At 38.6% G+C, this 19523-nt stretch carries 19 protein-coding genes; 18 read left to right on the top strand and 1 reads right to left on the bottom strand.

The window, feature by feature from the left end; translation table 11 throughout:
• Positions 1–26: 26 nt before the first annotated feature.
• The 4 genes from J7I80_RS09940 (at position 27) to J7I80_RS09955 (ending at position 3411) form a co-directional block, all read left to right on the top strand.
• On the top strand, positions 27–641 hold the full coding sequence (locus J7I80_RS09940) for a YdhK family protein (protein ID WP_214738054.1): 615 nt from the start codon (positions 27–29) through the stop codon (positions 639–641).
• A 461-nt stretch (positions 642–1102) separates the two neighbouring features.
• Entirely contained in the window at positions 1103–2485 is a 1383-nt protein-coding gene (locus J7I80_RS09945) for a sensor histidine kinase (protein WP_251027694.1), read from the top strand.
• Positions 2482–3156, top strand: a complete 675-nt coding sequence (locus tag J7I80_RS09950) for a response regulator transcription factor (RefSeq protein ID WP_214738057.1) — start codon at positions 2482–2484, stop codon at positions 3154–3156. Before J7I80_RS09945 ends, J7I80_RS09950 begins: the two co-directional genes overlap by 4 nt.
• A gap of 12 nt (positions 3157–3168) precedes the next feature.
• Positions 3169–3411, top strand: coding sequence for a hypothetical protein (locus J7I80_RS09955; RefSeq protein WP_214705839.1), 243 nt, complete (start codon positions 3169–3171; stop codon positions 3409–3411).
• A 234-nt stretch (positions 3412–3645) separates the two neighbouring features.
• Here the strand turns inward: J7I80_RS09955 and J7I80_RS09960 are convergent, their stop codons facing one another.
• Positions 3646–4587, bottom strand: a complete 942-nt coding sequence (locus J7I80_RS09960; RefSeq protein ID WP_214738059.1) for a plastocyanin/azurin family copper-binding protein — start codon at positions 4585–4587, stop codon at positions 3646–3648.
• Between the two features lie 203 nt (positions 4588–4790).
• Between J7I80_RS09960 and J7I80_RS09965 the strand changes: the two genes are divergently transcribed.
• The 14 genes from J7I80_RS09965 (at position 4791) to J7I80_RS10030 (ending at position 19225) form a co-directional block, all read left to right on the top strand.
• On the top strand, positions 4791–5543 hold the full coding sequence (locus tag J7I80_RS09965; protein ID WP_214738061.1) for a PIG-L deacetylase family protein: 753 nt from the start codon (positions 4791–4793) through the stop codon (positions 5541–5543).
• Between the two features lie 24 nt (positions 5544–5567).
• The gene (locus J7I80_RS09970; protein WP_214738064.1) at positions 5568–7364 is read left to right on the top strand and encodes an ABC transporter substrate-binding protein; all 1797 of its coding nucleotides are present in this window, start codon (positions 5568–5570) and stop codon (positions 7362–7364) included.
• 69 nt (positions 7365–7433) lie between these two features.
• Entirely contained in the window at positions 7434–8411 is a 978-nt protein-coding gene (locus tag J7I80_RS09975; protein WP_214705842.1) for an ABC transporter permease, read from the top strand.
• A complete protein-coding gene (locus tag J7I80_RS09980) occupies positions 8404–9261 on the top strand; it encodes an ABC transporter permease (protein WP_214738066.1) in 858 nt (285 codons plus the stop codon). The genes J7I80_RS09975 and J7I80_RS09980 overlap by 8 nt, the downstream gene beginning before the upstream one ends.
• Positions 9262–9264: 3 nt before the next feature.
• Positions 9265–10233 (top strand): ABC transporter ATP-binding protein, encoded by a 969-nt coding sequence (locus J7I80_RS09985; RefSeq protein WP_214738068.1) that lies wholly within the window; start codon positions 9265–9267, stop codon positions 10231–10233.
• Positions 10226–11230, top strand: coding sequence for an ABC transporter ATP-binding protein (locus J7I80_RS09990; RefSeq protein WP_214738070.1), 1005 nt, complete (start codon positions 10226–10228; stop codon positions 11228–11230). The genes J7I80_RS09985 and J7I80_RS09990 overlap by 8 nt, the downstream gene beginning before the upstream one ends.
• On the top strand, positions 11181–11879 hold the full coding sequence (locus J7I80_RS09995) for an NAD(P)/FAD-dependent oxidoreductase (protein WP_214738072.1): 699 nt from the start codon (positions 11181–11183) through the stop codon (positions 11877–11879). Before J7I80_RS09990 ends, J7I80_RS09995 begins: the two co-directional genes overlap by 50 nt.
• 12 nt (positions 11880–11891) lie before the next feature.
• The gene (locus tag J7I80_RS10000) at positions 11892–12230 is read left to right on the top strand and encodes a metal-sensitive transcriptional regulator (RefSeq protein ID WP_192472109.1); all 339 of its coding nucleotides are present in this window, start codon (positions 11892–11894) and stop codon (positions 12228–12230) included.
• 29 nt (positions 12231–12259) lie between these two features.
• Positions 12260–13624, top strand: a complete 1365-nt coding sequence (locus J7I80_RS10005; protein WP_483297695.1) for an MATE family efflux transporter — start codon at positions 12260–12262, stop codon at positions 13622–13624.
• A gap of 243 nt (positions 13625–13867) precedes the next feature.
• Positions 13868–15523, top strand: a complete 1656-nt coding sequence (locus J7I80_RS10010; protein ID WP_214738074.1) for a peptide ABC transporter substrate-binding protein — start codon at positions 13868–13870, stop codon at positions 15521–15523.
• 99 nt (positions 15524–15622) lie between these two features.
• The gene (locus tag J7I80_RS10015) at positions 15623–16552 is read left to right on the top strand and encodes an ABC transporter permease (protein ID WP_214738076.1); all 930 of its coding nucleotides are present in this window, start codon (positions 15623–15625) and stop codon (positions 16550–16552) included.
• A gap of 3 nt (positions 16553–16555) precedes the next feature.
• On the top strand, positions 16556–17473 hold the full coding sequence (locus tag J7I80_RS10020; protein ID WP_214738090.1) for an ABC transporter permease: 918 nt from the start codon (positions 16556–16558) through the stop codon (positions 17471–17473).
• Positions 17474–17502: 29 nt separating this feature from the next.
• A complete protein-coding gene (locus J7I80_RS10025) occupies positions 17503–18519 on the top strand; it encodes an ABC transporter ATP-binding protein (RefSeq protein WP_214738078.1) in 1017 nt (338 codons plus the stop codon).
• A gap of 478 nt (positions 18520–18997) precedes the next feature.
• Complete coding sequence (locus J7I80_RS10030; RefSeq protein WP_214738080.1) at positions 18998–19225, top strand: hypothetical protein; 228 nt, start codon at positions 18998–19000, stop codon at positions 19223–19225.
• Positions 19226–19523 lie beyond the last annotated feature (298 nt).

The following is a 19523-nucleotide window of genomic DNA, read 5'->3' on the forward strand; positions in this document are numbered from 1 at the left end:
AAAATGCCAAAGGAGGAGTTTATTGAATGTTAAGAATTAATACAAGAAGATTAATGCTATTTGTATTGCTGACATTTCTTTTATTACTACTAGGGGCATGTGCAAATGCAAATGAAGAAAAAAATGAAAGTACGGGTACTAACAATACAGAAGAGACCCAGGATAATATGGATGAAGATATGGAAGATATGGATCATGGCAATATGGATATGTCCGGTTCGGGTGAAGTTCCTGAAGGTTTAAAAGAGGCGGCTTCACCAGCTTATGAAGTTGGGAGCAAAGCAATTATTGAATCCGATCATATGCCTGGTATGAAAGGTGCGGAATCAACTATTGTAGGGGCATATGACACAACGGTTTATACTGTTTCATATACTCCGACTACCGGGGGAGAAAGAGTGGAAGATCATAAATGGGTGATTCATGAAGAGTTAGAGGGAGTCGGACAAGAAACAGTTAAACCTGGATCAGAAGTTACTATAAATGCTGAACATATGGAGGGAATGGACGGGGCAACTGCTGAAATTGATTCTGCTGAACAAACAACAGTGTACATGGTTGATTTCACACTGACTACAAATGGTGAAGAAGTAAAAAATCATAAATGGGTAACAGAGGATGAACTATCACCGATTGAATAAAACAACTTAAAAATAACAGGGTGTCAGGTAAGTCATATTTTAGACTTTCTGAACACCCTTTTTTATATGATTATTTTTCGAGTTACCCTTTGTAAATAAAAGGCCGTTATATAAGATAATTAAGATGTTCTTTCTTCTATTTTAGTTCTTCTAAATACTGCCTCAATTCTTGCTACAATTCTGCCTCACTAGATCGTTTTAAAGGAAACAGAGAGTGGAAAAAAATAATTGGTTATCAGTTGCTAAATTATTAAAATGCTTTAGCCATTGAACTTTAGTCTTGAATAAACAATACTTTATGACTTGTCTAAGTTGATTCTTGAATCAACTTGAATAAGGAACGACGTCCGATAATCTAGGATTATCAGATTTCTCCACATTTTCTTGATTTTTTTAATCTATTATATAATGAGTAATACAAATAAAATGAAGTAGTTATTGAGTTAGGGTGAGAATTTTATATGCCTTCTAGGTTGAAGAATATATCTTTTAAATTGGGCCTTTTGTTCAGTGGGATATTTGTCTGCTTCCTTCTACTGCTTGGTTTGGTCCTCTATGGTGTTTTCACAAATGTCTTGATTGATTATATTAAGCAGGATGTCCTCACGCGTGGAAACAATCATGCCCGTATTTTAGAAGAAAACTTCGACCGGGCAACGATTGGCCATGTGGTTGAAATGGAACAGGGAGTCACAACTGAGGTGCTTATTGTAGATTCCGAAAACAATATCATCGCTGCTTCAAAAGACCCCGACAATGACATGAAGAAGCATCTTGGAGAAAACAGGAAAAAAAGCAGTTATATTCTAGAAGATGATTGGAGGGACCATCGCTATATCATCTCAGTCTCTGTTATTGGCGATCAAGAAGGGTATGTTTACATGTACTATCCTTCAAACATCCTCCGAGAAATCGTCTTTGTCATGAATGCCCTTATCACAATAGCCAGTATTGGGATTATCCTCCTGGCTTTCGGGCTTATCGGTATTTTGTCAAAAAAACTGACCAGCCCATTGCTCGCAATGAAGGAAGCCACTTCTAAAATGTCCTTGGGAAAGTATATGCAAACGATTCCTGTCAAAGGCGAGGATGAAGTAGCCCAACTTGGCATATCTATCCAGAAGTTGGGTGAACAACTTCAATACTTTGAAGATAGCAGGAATGAATTCCTGGCTGCTGTATCCCATGAACTTCGGACTCCCTTGACATACATCAAAGGGTACAGCGATGTGTTGAAAAAAGGAATGGCAAATAGCGACGAAGAAAAAGAGGAGTACTTATCAATCATAAATAAAGAGGCACAGCGGCTATCCTTCATGATTAATGACCTGTTTGAAATGAGCAAGCTTCAGGTGGGGAAATTCGAACTGGATAAAAGGCCGGTCAACCTAAATGAGCTAATTAATAAAACAGCTACGAACCTAAGACCTGAAGTGGTAAAAAAAGGACTGAAGATCACTCTTGTACTTGAGGACGGACTATCAAAAACAAAAGTAGATAAAGAGAGAATGGAGCAGGTTTTCTACAACCTGCTTGAAAACGCGGTGAAATACAGCACTGAAGGCGAAATTACCATTCGATCCTCGACCAAAAAGGACCTTGTTGTTGTAGAAATCTGTGATACTGGGGAAGGAATACCTGAGCCTGAACTTTCCCGAATTTGGGATAGATTTTACCGGGTGGAACGATCAAGGGGAAGGAAAACTGGAGGAACAGGTCTTGGACTCTATGTGGTGAAGCAAATTATCGAAGCCCATGGTGGACAGATTCAGGTTAACAGTAAGCTGAATGAAGGAACTGTTTTTACCATCTACTTAAAAACTTCCAAGGAGAGAGTCGAATGAACAAAATATTGATTGTTGACGACGAGGCACAAATGAGAAAGCTGGTTAAACTTTATCTGCTTCAGGAAGGCTATCAGGTGGAGGAAGCAGAGGACGGACAGGAGGCAATTGACATGCTTCGAAAGGATGACTACGATTTGATGATCCTGGATGTAATGATGCCTATGATGGACGGGTGGGAGACAATACAGCATGTCCGCAAAATGTCTGACTTGCCGATTATCATGCTTACTGCTAAGGGTACTGTCCAGGACAAAGTTACGGGCTTATCAACAGGGGCGGATGATTACGTTGTCAAACCTTTTGATGAAGCAGAGCTGCTAGTAAGGGTCAAAGCACTCCTAAGGAGGACCGGCCATTCCAATTCTGGAGAGAACATCTTGAAGTATCAGGGGATGGTTATTGACCTCATCTCGAGGGAAGCAATGTATGAAGGGATGAGAATCAACCTGACACAGACTGAATTCGACATTCTCACAGCACTAATCGAGCACAGGGGAAAAGTCTTATCAAGAGAACAACTTGTGGATTTGATTTGGGGAATTGAATTCATGGGTGAGGACCGGACTGTGGATTCGCATATTAAGAACCTTCGTGAAAAGTTGCAAAAAGCTGGAGTGGATAAGTCTATTGTTAAGACAGTTTGGGGTATTGGATATAAAATGGAATAGTGGTGATGAAAAATGAAGCGTTTATTGCCGATTATCATAATGACATTTGCCACCATAACAGGTTTGTTTTTCCTGTTTTTCGTAGTCAGAATGATATGGTTCCCGCCAAATTCCATGGGGATGATGATGGGAAGGCAAATGATGTACCATCATATGCGTTTCTGGTTCGGTCAGGCTTTTTGGCTGTTCCTTATATTGCTTGGAATCGGATTATTGCTGTGGATGGTGATCAACCGCATTAATCGAAAAAAATAAGTAGTCATAACCCTTTTATGCCTTCCTTGTTCCCTTCAAAAACAAGGAAGGCTGTTTTATTTTCTATAGCAGTGGCCCTTAGTGTATCAGCCAATAAGTAAATTCCATATTTATTAATTTCAATTTAGGCATGAGGCAAAGAATTTTGGTATCGCATCAACGGGTCAAACCACATTTATCAATATTTAGTGAGATCAAGTTCTTATATTCATAATTGAAAATGAATTAACTTACTTACTCAACTACGATAATCCCGACCATTCCATTCTCTCTATGCCCTGGCAGGGAACAATAAAACTCATATGTACCAGTTTCAGTAGGAGTAAAAGAAATGTTGCCCTCCTCATGTGGACTAGCATGTAAATGTAGTCCATCTCCATGTGAATCATGTGAACCATGGGATGAGATGTTTTCCTGGTCGGTATTAGGCAATGTCGGCATTTTTACTATCACGATATCATGCTCAATGGAGTCGTGATTAGTAAAGGTAAGCAAGACTTTTTTGTTTTTTGACAAATTGATTCTACTTGGAGAATAGGAAAAATTTGAGGGATTAACTTGAATATTTATTCGGTTTAATTGCTCATCCTTGTTATCAGTAGGAATTTGGGAATGATTCTCATGTATTGGTGATTCTTTTGAAATAACCGACTCTTTATTTAATTGGTTGCCAAAATAAAAGTATCCTACTAAAACAATGAGTGTAAAGATAGGCTTTAAAAGCCAACTGGTAAAAACCCTAGTATCTTCGGTTGCTTTTTGTTGGGAAAGAATTAAATACAGGAATAAGGTAGAGACTGTAATAGTCAAAAATATATTTAGAAGAGAAACTGCTTGGAGTCTTGAAATCATTTCACCAAGCATTGCACCCATCATTCCGCCCATCATTCCAGCCATAGATCCCTCAATAACTGGGAGTATACCAAATGCAAATCCTGCAGCAACACCTACCGAAATTCCGATCAATACGGAAATAAGGGAAGAAAGGAATAAATCTCCTTGATATATAAACCCAAAAAGAATCCCAGAGGTTACACCAATATTCATTGATATAGCCATAGATATAACCATGGGTGTCATACTCTGCATCTTTGTTCTATATTGATATGAAAGTATGATGGAAATGAGAGTCACAAGTAAAAGCGTCCCTACTACAAAATAGTGAAATTCGTTCATTCATCTTCGACCTCCTTTAATTGGTACATCATATGTCACTCCAAGACAAGCCATTCTTAAAAAAAAGATTTCTATTCAAGAATAATTATTAAAATATTCTAAATATTTAGTATTTACAAAAGGTTAATATGGTAGTAAGATTATTTTTAATTACTCCAGGAATATACCGTAGCGGGGTAAAGTACTTATGAGGAGGGAAAAGAATGGCAAAAGGACAGAAAGTTTTATTTCTTGGGGTCTATGGAATGGAAGTTGTGGAGTGCGGAGGTGCACTTGCTAAGAACGTTCTAAATGGTGGGGAATCATTTGCATCTATCATGCTGTGCCGAGAAACTAGTCAACCACAGGTTAGGAATGCAGCAGAAATACTTGGAGTAAAGGATATTACATTTCTGAATTTCCAGTATGGCACCGTTGATTTAAGCGTTGAATCCAAGAAAAAAATTATAAAAATTATTAGAGAGGTTAAACCTGACATCATCATTACCCAAGATCCCGAACATTCCTTTCACGATTTGGACCCCGACCGTCGTCCGGCAATGACTTTGCTACTCGAGTCCATCGCCCTTTCCAGCAGAGATTTTGCATTAGATGAACTTCCAGGATTAGACCCTCATCCGATTCCGACCATTTACTACATGACACCGCACCATCCTAATACTGTCGTTGACATTACAGAAGTATGGGAGAAAAAAGAACGTGCAATGGATATGCTTGAAAGTCAATTGGAATTCAGTGGCATGCATTTTGATGAAATGCTTGATCAGAAAGCAGCTGAACTTCTGTATCCTGGATTCTCCAAATTAACCAACTTTCAGGAAAAAGGAAGAGCTATACATCAAGTTCTAGATAAAGCTGTTCATGTTTATCATGGCCTTGCCACTCATGGTCATTTCGCTCTTGCGGAAGCCTATCGGAGAGAAGGGAATTTCCACTTAAAGGAATTAATAGTTTAACAATAAATAAGGGAGCTGGAAAAAATGAGAAAATTAGTATCACTTATTATAATCGCTCTTTTTGTTATTACTTCTGCAGGAAACGGTTTTGCTAAATCAGAAGCAGAATCCTTAAAAATTGGAATTCTTAGTGATGAAAGCACGTTAAACCCTTATACTTATCAAACCGGTTATCCAGGTCTTGACTTAGTAAGCTTACTGTACGACACACTATTGCAACTTGATAAGGATAACAAACCAGTTCCGTGGCTCGTAAAAGAGTATAAAGTCAGTGATAACGGTTTGGAGTACAGTTTTAAGCTGAACGATAATATTAAATGGCATGATGGAGAAATGCTTACGTCTGATGATGTTAAGTTTACTGTAGATTATTTTAGTAAATATCCTAAATCAAGATTCACCAACCCTCTTAAAAACGTTGCCTCATTAACTGTTGAAAATGAAACAGACTTTACAATGATTCTTACAAAACCCGATCCAAACTTCTTGATTCAACCTCTTGCAGATGTACCAATTTTACCAGAGCATATTTGGTCTAAAATCTCAGCGCCAGATAGTGAAACCAATGCAATAGGAAGTGGGCCATACATTTTAAGTGAACATAAAGCTGATCAATATTATAAAATGACCGCTAACAAGGACTATTTTAAAGAAGCTCCGCCTATTCAAGAAATCATATTTCCAATCATCAAAGATACTACAGCACTTTACAATGCATTGAAATCTGGGGAAATTGATGCGATTTCATCAAATATATCTCCGGAGCTTGTTAGCCAATTCGAGTCTAACCCCTCCTTAAAGATTTCACGTGGGGCTGGATTCAGCACCACATTATTCCAGCTGAATTCTGAAAAATATCCTATGACAGAAAAGCCTTTCAGACAGGCAATTGATCTTGCAATAGATAAAAAAAGTTTGGTTGATATCGTGCTTTTAGGATTTGCAGAAGTCGGCAGCCCAGGTTTTATTCATCCATCATCACCTTCATACAATAGTGAAGTAAAAACTTCTTACGATCCCGAAAAAGCAAAGAAAATCCTTGATGATGCTGGTTTCAAGGATACCAATGGAGACGGTTTCAGGGAAGACCAAAAAGGAAATGAAATAAATTTCACAACACTAGTCCACTCTAACAATCCAATTAGAATCCGTGTTGCAGAACTGATTTCTGAAGCTATAAATGAGATAGGCATCAAAAATTCTGTAAAAGCCATGGAAGACACAACCATTATTAGTTTAATGTGGCCTGACTACGATGTTAGCAAGGGAAGAAACTTTGATATGGGAGTATTCGGCTGGTCAAACACGATGCAGCTTTTCCCTGATCGGATAGTCGAGTTGTTTTATTCAGATCCTGCAATTGGTGCTGTAAATATCGGTGGTTATAAAAACAAAGAATTTGATGCTCTGTCGGACCAACTAAGAGCGACATTTGATGAGACGGAACGACAAGAGCTTATTAATGATCTGCAATTAATGGTAGCAGATGAAGCACCAATTATTACTCTCTATTATCAGGAAATCGTCAATGCTTATAACCCTGAAAAATATGATGGTTTTGTTTTCCAAACAGGAAAAGGGATAATCAATAAGTTGTCATTTGTCTCTGGGGAAAGAAGTGAAGATGCTGCTGGGAATAACAGTAATTCCGGTGGGGAAAGTAAATCTTCTGATGAAAAAACGTCTAATGACAGCAATTCAGTAAAAGAAAATAATAACGGGATTTTAATTTTTGGCGTACTTATCGTAATAGCAGCTATAGTTTTCTTCTTATTAAAAAGGAAAAAGAAGACGAACGATAAGGATGATTTTGATTTTTAAGGAATAAAGGATCTATCCCGTAAAAATTTTTACGGGATTTTTTCCTAAACTAGCAGGAGGTGCAGAATAATGGGGAAATTTATGGCAGGCAAGCTTTTGCAATACACAATTGTTATCTTCCTAATGCTGACATTGAACTTTCTTCTGCCTAGGCTTATGCCAGGCAATCCCCTCGTATTTTTGGCAGGTGAGGATGTTGGATTAATGTCCAGCGCTGAGAAAGAAGCAATCTTGGAAAAGCATGGACTTAATGATTCCATATTTGAACAATACGTAACTTATATAAAAAATATTCTGACAGGAGAATTCGGTTTCTCCTATCAGCAAAAAAGACCGATTTCAGAGATTATTATGGAGCGCTTACCTTGGACAATGCTTCTAACAGGGCTCGGTCTTGTCCTCTCAACCATTCTAGGAGTAATGTTTGGAGCCATTTCAGCCTGGCGCAGAGGGACTAAAACTGATGCGAATTTATTGACAGTTTTTATGTTTCTAAGTGCAATGCCTTCCTTCTGGGTCGGTATGATTTTAGTTTCTATTTTTTCAGCTCAATTAGGATGGCTCCCTGTTTTCGGAGCTGAAAGTGCCTGGTCGAACTATTCGGGTATGGATAGATTCATTGATATTAGTAAACACCTTATATTACCATTAACAACTCTTATATTAATCTCAGTAACAAGCACCTTCATGATTATGAGATATTCGATGCTAAATGTTCTTGGGGAAGACTATATTATGATGGCCAAAGCAAAGGGCGTAAAAGAAAAAGTTATTAAGTATAAGCATGCCATGAGAAACGCTTTGCTTCCGGTGGCTACTGTATTTATGCTTAGTTTAGGGTTTACCTTGGGCGGGGCAACTGTAATAGAAACGGTCTTTGCATACCCGGGTGTAGGACGATTAATGTTTGAATCGGTCCTAAGCAGAGATTACCCACTGATTCAGGCGACATTCCTGATTATTACCTTCAGTGTTGTCATTGCCAATTTCTTGGCGGATTTACTATACCCTTTACTTGATCCGAAGGTGGGAAGCCGAAATGGGTAATAAAAAATGGAGAAAGTATTGGCATGTACTTACATCTAATAATATCGGTATAGTCGGATTAGGACTTTTGATTATATTTTTGGCGATAGCTGTTTTCGCTCCTTTACTTGCACCATTTGACCCGACTGAACGTGTGGGAACACCATTTACGAAACCTAACAGTCAATTTCTCCTGGGTACCAATGACGTAGGACAGGATATTTTAAGTGAATTGCTGTATGGGACTAGAATTTCATTATTAATTGGTGTCCTTGCTGCCTTTATTTCGATTCTTCTTGGATGCCTTATCGGTGTAATATCAGGGTATTACGGCGGAAAAGTAGATGCTCTTTTAATGAGATTAGTAGACCTTGTTCTTGTTATCCCATTTTTGCCTCTTATGATCTTATTGGCAGCCTTTATTGGTCCAAGTTTTTGGAATATCATTTTGGTTATAAGCTTAATTTCTTGGGCGAGTCCAGCAAGGGTTATAAGATCACAGGTATTAACGCTAAAAACAAAAGGGTATGTCGAAGCCGCCAAATCAATCGGCACAAATATTAAGGTCATATTAGGCCGGCATATTTTGCCGGGTGTTATCCCAATTGCACTTTCCCAATTTGTATTAGCAGCAAGTCATTCTATTTTAATTGAAGCCTCTCTAAGCTTTTTGGGTCTAGGAGATCCTTTTACAAAGAGCTGGGGAACGATTTTATATTATGCCCAGGCAAGGGGAGCGTTCTTGACGGATGCATGGATCTGGTGGATACTTCCTCCTGGCTTACTCATCACCACATTGGTAATAGGATTTGCTTTTACTGGCTATTCATTGGAAGAAGTTATGAATCCGCGACTGAGAAGGGGGCGTTAGCATATGACTGCTGTATTAACTGTAGAGAACCTCTCGACTTTCTTTAAAACCGAAAAGGGAATTGCCCGTGCTGTAGAAAACGTTTCATTCTCTGTTGAAGAGGGAGAAATGCTTGGACTGATTGGAGAGTCGGGATGCGGGAAAACGACCGTTGCCCAATCGATTCTAAGATTAATAGAGTTTCCCGGAAAAGTGGTGGCTGGAAGTGTTCATTTAAATGGCAGGGATTTGCTTAAAGCCTCCGATTCTGAACTAGATTCTTTAAGATGGAAGGATCTTTCTGTCATACCACAAAGTGCGATGAATGCACTAAATCCCGTTTATACAATAGGCGATCAAATTATGGAAGCCATTTTGCTCCATGAAAGAGTAAGCAAAAGAGAAGCACTGGCACGGACGAAGACCCTACTTGAGCTTGTCGGTATCGATGGTGACCGATGGAAAAGCTATCCCCACGAATTCAGCGGAGGGATGAAGCAGCGCGTTGCCATTGCCATGTCTCTTGCTTGTTCTCCCAAACTGGTAATTTCCGACGAATCAACGACAGGACTAGATGTATTAACCCAGGCACAGGTGATAGCATTAATTAAAAACCTTCAGAGAAAGATGGATTTATCAGTAATCCTAATTTCACATGATTTGCCGATGGTTACTGCTATTTGCGACAAAATTGCAATCATGTATGCAGGGAAAATTGTTGAGCTTGCATCAACAGAGGATATATTGAATGATACAAGACATCCTTATTCAAAGGCTTTATTACAAGCGACTCCTGACCTGTCCGATCCTGATCGGGAAGTGATTTCGATACCAGGCAGTGTCCCTAATCTAGTAAACATCCCACAATGTTGCAGGTTTCATACTCGATGTGCGTTTGCCTTTGACCGCTGCAGAAAAGAAACACCTGAGTTCAGGGAAGTAAAAAATGGCCACTTTTCCGCATGCTTTCTTGAGGAGGAGGAAAATGGATAATTCAATTTTACTGAAAGTAAGAGATTTGAAGAAAACGTTTGTGAAGAAAACTGGATCGATTTTAAACCGGAAATTGCAAAATGTTTACGCCGTCCATAACGTTAGCTTTGAGATTAAAAAAGGGGAAATTCTAGGGATCATCGGGGAAAGCGGCTGTGGAAAAACTACAACAGCGCGAATGGTGATGCGCCTGATGAAGGAAACCAGCGGGGAAATCCTTTTTGAAGGAAGAGATTTATGTAAATTAACTGATTCAGAGACAAACAAGCTGAGAAGCAAAATGCAAATGATTTTTCAGGATCCATATGATACTCTCAATCCTGGTATGACAATAATGGACATTTTAATGGAACCAATCAATGCCCACGAAAAACACCTGCCATATGATGAGAAAGTCCGAAGGGTCAAAGAGGCGATTGAATCAATTGAGCTGAGGCCGGCTGAAGACTATATGGAGAGGTTTCCACATCAGCTTAGTGGCGGGCAGAGGCAAAGGATTGCTATAGCAAGAGCTGTGATTCTGGAACCACTGTTTATTGCAGCTGATGAACCTACTTCTATGCTTGATGTTTCTGTCCGAGCAGGTATTTTAAACCTCCTTCTCGAACTTAAGAAGAAAATGGGCTTGACCATGATGCTGATTACACATGACCTATCGACAGCAAGTTATATGTGTGACCGCATTGCTGTCATGTACCAGGGTAAAATCATCGAGGTCGGGCCCACCAAGAAAATCATCCAGTCGCCTTCACATCCTTACACAAAGGCACTAGTTTCGGTAGTGAAAGATCTAAATTACTTTATCCAAAATCGAGAAAAGTTAATTCTAGATGGTGAAGTGGATGCAACCGAAGAGACAGCAGGATGCCCATTTGTAAAAAGATGTCCATACCAGGAGGATATTTGTAACAGTAAAATGCCTAAACAAGAATCTCTAGGCGCAGGCCATGCAGTATCTTGTCACTGCCATAGTAATTTACTTGAAAAAACTTCTTAGGAAAGGGAGTTTTAAATTGAACAACGAAAAGAAAATAAAAGTCGCTGTTAATGGTGGCATTGATTTCGGGTCCAAACTGACTGCTAATCAGCTTCGAATACTTGCAAAATATATGGAGGAAGGCCAGGAGCTAGAGCTTACAACCTTCCAGCAGCTTTATATTGATATTCCTGACAGTAAAAAGGATGAAATTATTACGGATTTTGAGTCGGTCGGGTTACACTGCTACCCAGTCGGCAATTTTGTAAAGAGCCTTAGAACCTGCAACTTTTGTAAAGGTGCAGAGGAAGAGGGAATGCCTGTCGCAATCGAACTTAATAAGAGAATTGCCGGAAAACCTGTTCCGTTTACCCTAAAACCAGCATACACCGGCTGTCCTGTTGGCTGTGGAGAGCCTTTGGTTAATGATATTGGAGTTATGAAAATAAATGGGAATCAATATAATCTTTATATTGGCGGAAAAACAAAAGGAGAGGATGCCGAGGCAGGAAGCTTATTTAAGGAAAATCTAAATCCTGAAGAACTTTATACTACAGTCGAAGAAATTATTAGGGTATATGGGGAAAAAGGAAAGAAACGAGAGCCTTTCCATAAATTTTTAAAGAGATTCGGAAAGGAAGAGCTAATTGAAAATATAAGTCAGGTATAAGGGGGAATGGGCATGGGTGTAGAGGCGGCTAATGAACAAGTATTGCCACCCACTGGTTGCTCTACAAATCATAGAAAGAGCCATCATTCAGAAAAAATAAAAAAGAACCTTGATTCAAGGCTAAATCGGATTGAAGGACAAATTCGCGGGGTTAAAAGATTAATTGAAAATGATACCTACTGTGACGATGTGATAACTCAATTATCCGCCATCCAATCTGCTTTAAACAGCGTTGCAAGTCTTCTTCTTGAAGGACATTTAAAAAGCTGCGTCCTAGAAAGGATAAATGAAGGAGATACTGAAGTCATTGATGAGGTCCTAGTTACCTTCCAGAGATTGCTGAAAAAGTGAGAGAGAAAGAAAACCGGGAGGGATTTTCGGTGGCTCAACAAGAGACGGCGGGTATACAAAGTACGAAACAAAAGGTTAGCACCATCTTAGCTTTAGCTATTCCAGCTATGGTTGAGAATACCTTACAAATGGTGGTAGGTTTTGTGGATACCCTGTTTGTTGCCAGACTTGGTTTAAACGAAGTGACAGCTGTTGGGATAGCGAATGCAGTTTTAGCCGTTTATATTGCTATTTTTATGGCAATAGGGGTGGGAACTTCTTCGCTAATTGCCAGGAGCATCGGATCAGGAGACATCGAAAAAGCAAAATCGATTGCCAGGCAATCCACTTTTATTTCTATTTTGGCGGGAATGATCTTCGGTATCATTTCCGTCTTTTTTAGTGAGCCGTTGCTTAAAATGATGGGCGCAGAATCAGATGTTTTAAGAGATGGGTCCATATATTTACAGATTGTTGGAATTCCATCTGTCTTTATTTCATTGATGTACAATTTTGGTAGCATATTAAGGGCTGCTGGGGATACTAAAACACCTATGAAAGTAAGCTGGTGGATCAACTTAATTCATATTGGTCTAGATTATGTCCTGATTTTTGGCATATTTAAGTTGGATGGATTTGGTCTAGCTGGAGCCGCGTGGGCCACTGTCATTGTAAGGCTTTTGGGGTCAGCTGCGTTGTATCATCATATAAAAAAATCTCCGGTTTCTTTTTCTTTCTTTGGCGAATCTTCCAAAGGAGATTTATTTGCTATCTTAACATTATCTGCACCTGCAGCAATTGAGAGACTAATTATGCGTCTTGGCCAGGTGGTTTATTTTGGCCTGATCGTGAAAATAGGGGCAGAAACGTATGCTGCCCACACAATTGCAGGGAATATTGAAACATTTTCATATATGCCGGGTTACGGTCTTGCAATAGCAGCCACTACCCTTGTTGGCCAAAGGATCGGTGCTAGACAGTATAGGGAGGCATATGAATTTGGTTTTTTAACTACGGGGTTAGCAATTGGATTTATGTCATTAATTGGCTTGGTGTTGTTCTTTTTATCTCCATGGTTTGCTTCCTGGTTTACTACAGACCTACATGCTAGAAGCATGGTTGTAACCGCGCTAAAAATTGATGCTTTTGCACAGCCTGCATTGGCAGTGGGTTTAGTTTTAGCAGGTGCACTTCAGGGGGCCGGCGACACAAAAAGTCCGATGTACAGCACCGCACTTGGCATGTGGGTGATTAGGATAATCGGAGTTTATATTTTTGGAATACATTTCGGCATGGGGATAGCGGGAATATGGATTTCAATCGCGATTGATTTATATACAAGGGGAGCTTTTTTGTTTTATCAATTTAAAAAACACTTTAAAAAAATAGAAGAAAAAAACTTAGGGATTAACTGAATCAATTTTTATAAGCTTATTTATCGCTGTATGTATTAACCTACAATTCTAATTTTAAAAATTCTATTTATATTTTCTTGACCATCCTTTAATGGTTATTAAAAGTTATTTTAATGATGCACCCACATATACTATAGAGGGGTAATGTATATTGAGAACAGTAGGAGGTTTTGCTTATAGATATCAAGAGGTCTACTTGGATTGATGAGGTTTCGGGTCTAGAACATAATAGGGGGAAACACAATGCTTAATTATGGGAAACGCTTATCATTTTTCAGCTTACTTTGTGTACTGATATTAGTATTTAGTGCCTGTAATAATAGTCAAGTTAATACTCCTGCAAATAAAGAAAAGAATGAAGAAAAAACAAGCAGTTCTAATAAAGAGCAAGTTATCACAGTCAATGCGTTAAGTGAACCGCCTAGTCTTGAACCAGCTTTGATTGATAACCAGACTGCAGGGGATATTTCAAATCAATTATTCGAGGGTTTGGTCCGATTGGACAAAGAAGGAAACATAGTTCCTGGTGTCGCAGAAAAGTGGGACATTTCTGATGATGGAACTGTTTATACTTTCTATTTTAATAAGAATGCTAAATGGTCAAATGGTGACCCTGTGACTGCTAAGGATTTTGTCTATTCGTGGGAGAAGGTTTTACGTCCAGAAGTAGCTTCACCTCTTGGCAGTAACTTATTCTTTATTAAAAATGGAGCAGCATACAATGAAGGTTCATTAAAGGATCCGGCACAGCTGGGAGTTAAGGCTATTGATGAGTATACACTGGAGGTTACTTTAGAAAAACCTACTTCCTTTTTCTTAGGTTTAACTGCTTTCTTTACATTATTACCGATCCATGAAAAAACGGATAAAGCAAATCCAGAGTGGGCTTCTGAAGCTGAAACCTTTGTTTCTAACGGACCTTTTAAAATTGAGAGTTGGAAACACGGCCAAGAATTAATTATGGTTCCAAATGAAAATTATTGGGGCAATGATGTAGTTAAGCTTGAAAAGTTAAAGTGGGTAATGGTGAATGAACAAAATACTGAATATGCTATGTACCAATCGAACGAGCTCGATTTTTCTGCCAATATCCCAAATTCAATAAGAAGTAAATTAATCGCTTCAGGTGAAGCAAAAACAGCGCCAAGCGCAAGTTTAGCTTATATAAGATTTAATCATGAGGATCGAATTTTTAAAAATGAAAAAATCCGTAAAGCATTAGGTCTTGCCCTTGATAGAAAACTTTTGGTCGAAAAAGTGACACAGGGAGGAGAAGTTCCCGCTCTTGGTTTAATACCATTAGGATTGAGTAGTGGTGCAGGAGAATTCAGGGAATTAGCTGGAGACTCCTTGTTTAAGGATAATGATTTAGACACAGCAAAACAACTTCTGAAAGAAGGACTCGAAGAACTGGGACTTTCTACATTGCCAAAAATTAATCTGCTTTTTTATACAGACGATACTTACAATAAACTTTCTCAAGCAATGCAGGAAATGTGGAAGAAAAACTTAGGAATTGATACAGAGCTCCAAACGATGGAACGTAAGGTATTTGTTCAAAATGTTCAAGCCGGTGAGTACCAATTAGCTTTGTACAGTACTGGCGCAGACTATGATGATGCAAGCAATTTAATGGGACAATTCATGAGTGGGGATGTCTATAACTATAGCAACATTTCTATTCCTGATTACGATCAATTAATGGAAAAAGCAGAAGCGGAATTGAACCTGGAGAAGCGAGCGGGGTATTTGGTCGAAGCAGAAAAGGTTCTAATAGACCAAATGGCAATTTCCCCACTTTATTACCGTACAAAAGTTTACTTGCAAAAGGACTATATCGAAGGAGTCTATCAGTATACAATTCAGGCAATTGATTTCCGGGAGGCAAGTGTTAAGTAGTAAAAATGGTGGCACGCTAAGCGGCTAGAATGCTGAAAGAGTGTACAATGAGTACACTTTTTCAGTTGTTTTTTCCTAAAATCATAAAGGAGGGGGAATATGCGGCAATTTATTACCAGGAGAATTATTAGTGTTATCTTAACTTTATTTGTCATTATTTCGCTTACCTTTTTATTGATGTACGCGATACCCGGAGATCCTTTTACAAGTGAAAATCGTATTCCAGAGCAGGTAGTTGAAAATTTAAAAGAGCATTATGGACTTAATGATCCCTTGTTTATTCAATATTTTAAATATCTAAAGGGAGCATTATTGATGGACTTTGGTCCTTCAATCAAATGGGATAACCAGACAGTTAACCAATTAATTGCTAACGGATTTCCTGTTTCGGCCATGATAGGTATTCAAGCCATTCTCATAGCTGCATTCTTTGGAATCGTTTTAGGTATTCTCGCAGCTTTTCGTCACAATAGTGCAATTGACTATTTTTCTATGATTATTGCCATACTTGGCCTTTCCGTCCCCAGCTTCATTTTTGCTACAATATTAATCAATTTTTTTGCTATAAAGCTGCAATGGTTCCCTGTCGCAACATGGGGTACATGGAAACACTCCGTTTTGCCAAGCATTGCTCTTGCTGTTACACCGATGGCCTATATAGCACGACTTACTAGATCAAGTATTTTAGAAGTACTTTCGATGGATTATATTCAAACTGCCATGGCTAAAGGAGTGACTGGTTTCAGATTTATTTTTAAGCATGTACTTCGTAATGCAATGATTCCAGTTGTAACAATACTTGGTCCCATTACAGCTACAGTATTGACTGGAAGCTTTGTCATAGAACAAATCTTCGGTATTCCAGGCTTGGGGAAATATTTTGTTGAGGGCATCACTGATAGAGATTATCCATTAATTTTGGGAACGACTGTTTTTTATAGTGCTATATTAATATTCTTTATTATATTAGTCGACCTTGCATACGTTCTGATCGATCCAAGAATAAAACTTATCAAAAGGAGGGGATAGATGATGCAGCAAGTGCCAGACGATCTTTTTGTTCTAAAGAAAAAAAACAAAGAAGAAAAGGCCGATAGTAAACCTAGTGAATCATTTTGGATAGATGCAATAAGCATTCTGAGACAAAACAAGCTTGCTATGACTGGACTTGCCATTAATATTGTTTTGATTGTAATGGCAATTATAGGTCCAATGTTGGTTCCCTATTCGTATTCAGACCAAAATCTGCTAAATTCCAATCTCCCTCCATCATTTGACTATTGGTTTGGAACGGATGATTTAGGTAGAGATTTATTTTCCAGGACCTGGATAGGAGCAAGGATTTCCCTTTTTATTGGTATAACAGCAGTAGTTTTGGATTTAATAATCGGAATTATATGGGGAGGAATCGCAGCGTATAAAGGCGGAAAAACTGATGAAGTGATGATGAGAATCGTAGATATACTTTATGGACTGCCTCATTTGCTGGTGACAATTTTATTGATGGTCGTATTAAAGCCTGGATTACTCACTATTATAATTGCCATGGCTGCAACGGGATGGATTGGAATGGCGCGTCTAGTTCGCGGTGAAATACTGAGATTGAAAGAATCTGAATTTGTATTGGCATCCCAAGTATTAGGAGGGAGTTTTTTTCGGGTCTTGTTTAAGCACCTTATTCCAAATGCTATGGGCCCTATAATAGTGAGCATGACATTATCTGTTCCTGGTGCAATTTTTGCGGAAGCCACTTTAAGCTTTCTTGGACTAGGTGTTCCTGTACCGCTTGCGAGCTGGGGAACGATGACATCAGAAGGTCTCGTTACTTTATTAACAGGTGAAATATGGAGGTTGTTTTTTCCCGCATTATTTATTTCTTTAACGATGTTTTCATTTAATGTATTGGGTGATGGTCTGAGGGATGCACTGGATCCGAAATTCAGAAAATAACTCTTTTACTCAATGAAAGGGTGATAAATGTGAAAAAATTACTAGAAGTTAATGACCTGCAAGTTCATTTTCATTCAAAAAAACAGAATATCTACGCTGTCCGTGGGGTTTCCTTTCATGTGAACAAGGGGGAAGTCCTCGCAATTGTCGGAGAATCTGGATCGGGTAAATCAGTTACTGCAAAAAGTATTATGAAACTTCTTCCTGAGAAAACATGTTCCATCCCATCAGGGTCCATTTTATTTAATGGGGAAGAAATCACAACAATGAAGAAAAAACAGCTTTCCAAAATCCGTGGGGCAAAGATCGGTATGGTATTCCAGGATCCCATGACTTCCTTAAACCCGACAATGAAGGTGGGTGACCAAATTGCGGAGGGGCTAATCGTTCATAAAGGCTATAGTAAAAAGTTAGCTCATGAAAAGGCAATTGAAATCATTAGTCTAGTTGGAATCCCGGATCCTATATATTGTTGTACAACCTATCCTCATCAACTAAGTGGAGGAATGAGGCAGCGAGTTGCCATTGCAATGGCTTTGATTTGCGAACCTGATCTGTTAATTGCTGACGAGCCAACAACAGCTCTTGACGTAACCATCCAAGCACAGATTTTGGATTTATTAAAAGACCTGCAGGAGAAAATGGGTATGGCGATCATTCTGATTACGCATGATTTAGGTGTGGTTGCAAGGTTTTCAGATAGAGTGAATATAATGTATGCCGGTAAAATAGTCGAAAGTGGAACGAAAAACGAAATTTTTTATAATCCAAAACACCCCTATACGATTGGATTGCTAGAATCAGTTCCTCATCTTGATTTAGAAAAAAACCAACAATTAACCGTGATTGAAGGGACACCACCAGACTTGCATGACCCTCCAAAAGGTTGCGCTTTTACTTCGCGATGTCCGTTTGCAATGGAGGTATGTGATTTGTATCAACCAAATAAAACCATCCTATCAAGTACACATCATTCTGTATGTTGGTTGATGGACCAAAGAGCGATAAAAGCAAATGACATTCAATATATCGATTTTCATCAGTGAGTTTATCTAAAGATTTTTTTCTCTGTTTTCTTATCTAAGAAAAGTTGATTGATAGTATTGCAATAGTTTTTTTACAGAGGTATAAATCCTTTTATTTTTTGTAAGCATTGTTCCCCCCTCAATTAAAATATCGTGGTTGATACCTGTCGTAGTAGTCGTGCTATTGAATCCAATTCTTGCTGGAGCAGGAATAGCACTCATTTCATTATTTGTTGTCGGGATATCTCTTCTTAGAAGATGGAAACCTACTTAGGTAAGATTGGCCTATTACGGTTGGTGGGACTAAGGCTGAATGTCGAAGATCCTGGTAATATTCATCTTACCTACTTGCAACTCCTTAATAAAAGAATATCGCTACACCAAGGCAAATCTGGCCTACATTCCACAAGGAGGTTACAAAAACTCCATTTTTTCTCCATTTTTTCTACATAAATAAGCATTAATATCAAAGTAGATAGAAAATGAGAGGGTTGATGATATGTTTATAAAACTGGAGAAAAGTGGCGAAATGGTTTTTGGGCTGTTAGCAGGGGAAATGTTCCTGGACGGTGAATGCGGGAGCTGGAGTGAGGGAACTGGAGTCTTTTTATGGGAGCCATTTGGGAAAGATGCGGCAATCGTTGTGTTTGAGAATAATGGTTCCTATAAATGCTATAAAATACTAGAACAAGTAGACTTCAAGGAAATTATCTTGGCAGAAAAGTAAGCGATGAAGGCGAGACTGTTTTTTAATACAGTTTTTTAATAAAGGGTTCCGTTTTTCGGGTGCTTTTTTAATAAATGACACAAGAATTGACGTATGAATTGGCATACGTCTTTTTCTTTATTTATCAAGGTTTCTGCGGAATTTCTTTAACTTTGACATAGCAATTGCCATCATTATTATGATGGCAAAAAGTGTTGTACAATTAAAAAAGAGAGTCAAAACCTCTGTCAATTTCATTTAAGTTTTGAGTATCAATATTATTGATCCTTCTTCAACTAACGGGGCAGCATTCCTGTAA

Source organism: Bacillus sp. ISL-41, assembly GCF_018613235.1.
Taxonomy (GTDB): Bacteria; Bacillota; Bacilli; order Bacillales; family Cytobacillaceae; genus Mesobacillus.

Coding starts and splice junctions, on each gene's coding strand:
- J7I80_RS09940 (WP_214738054.1), top strand. CDS start 27: ATGTTAAGAATTAATACAAGAAGATTAATGCTATTTGTATTGCTGACA.
- J7I80_RS09945 (WP_251027694.1), top strand. CDS start 1,103: ATGCCTTCTAGGTTGAAGAATATATCTTTTAAATTGGGCCTTTTGTTC.
- J7I80_RS09950 (WP_214738057.1), top strand. CDS start 2,482: ATGAACAAAATATTGATTGTTGACGACGAGGCACAAATGAGAAAGCTG.
- J7I80_RS09955 (WP_214705839.1), top strand. CDS start 3,169: ATGAAGCGTTTATTGCCGATTATCATAATGACATTTGCCACCATAACA.
- J7I80_RS09960 (WP_214738059.1), bottom strand. CDS start 4,587: ATGAACGAATTTCACTATTTTGTAGTAGGGACGCTTTTACTTGTGACT.
- J7I80_RS09965 (WP_214738061.1), top strand. CDS start 4,791: ATGGCAAAAGGACAGAAAGTTTTATTTCTTGGGGTCTATGGAATGGAA.
- J7I80_RS09970 (WP_214738064.1), top strand. CDS start 5,568: ATGAGAAAATTAGTATCACTTATTATAATCGCTCTTTTTGTTATTACT.
- J7I80_RS09975 (WP_214705842.1), top strand. CDS start 7,434: ATGGGGAAATTTATGGCAGGCAAGCTTTTGCAATACACAATTGTTATC.
- J7I80_RS09980 (WP_214738066.1), top strand. CDS start 8,404: ATGGGTAATAAAAAATGGAGAAAGTATTGGCATGTACTTACATCTAAT.
- J7I80_RS09985 (WP_214738068.1), top strand. CDS start 9,265: ATGACTGCTGTATTAACTGTAGAGAACCTCTCGACTTTCTTTAAAACC.
- J7I80_RS09990 (WP_214738070.1), top strand. CDS start 10,226: ATGGATAATTCAATTTTACTGAAAGTAAGAGATTTGAAGAAAACGTTT.
- J7I80_RS09995 (WP_214738072.1), top strand. CDS start 11,181: ATGCAGTATCTTGTCACTGCCATAGTAATTTACTTGAAAAAACTTCTT.
- J7I80_RS10000 (WP_192472109.1), top strand. CDS start 11,892: ATGGGTGTAGAGGCGGCTAATGAACAAGTATTGCCACCCACTGGTTGC.
- J7I80_RS10010 (WP_214738074.1), top strand. CDS start 13,868: ATGCTTAATTATGGGAAACGCTTATCATTTTTCAGCTTACTTTGTGTA.
- J7I80_RS10015 (WP_214738076.1), top strand. CDS start 15,623: ATGCGGCAATTTATTACCAGGAGAATTATTAGTGTTATCTTAACTTTA.
- J7I80_RS10020 (WP_214738090.1), top strand. CDS start 16,556: ATGCAGCAAGTGCCAGACGATCTTTTTGTTCTAAAGAAAAAAAACAAA.
- J7I80_RS10030 (WP_214738080.1), top strand. CDS start 18,998: ATGTTTATAAAACTGGAGAAAAGTGGCGAAATGGTTTTTGGGCTGTTA.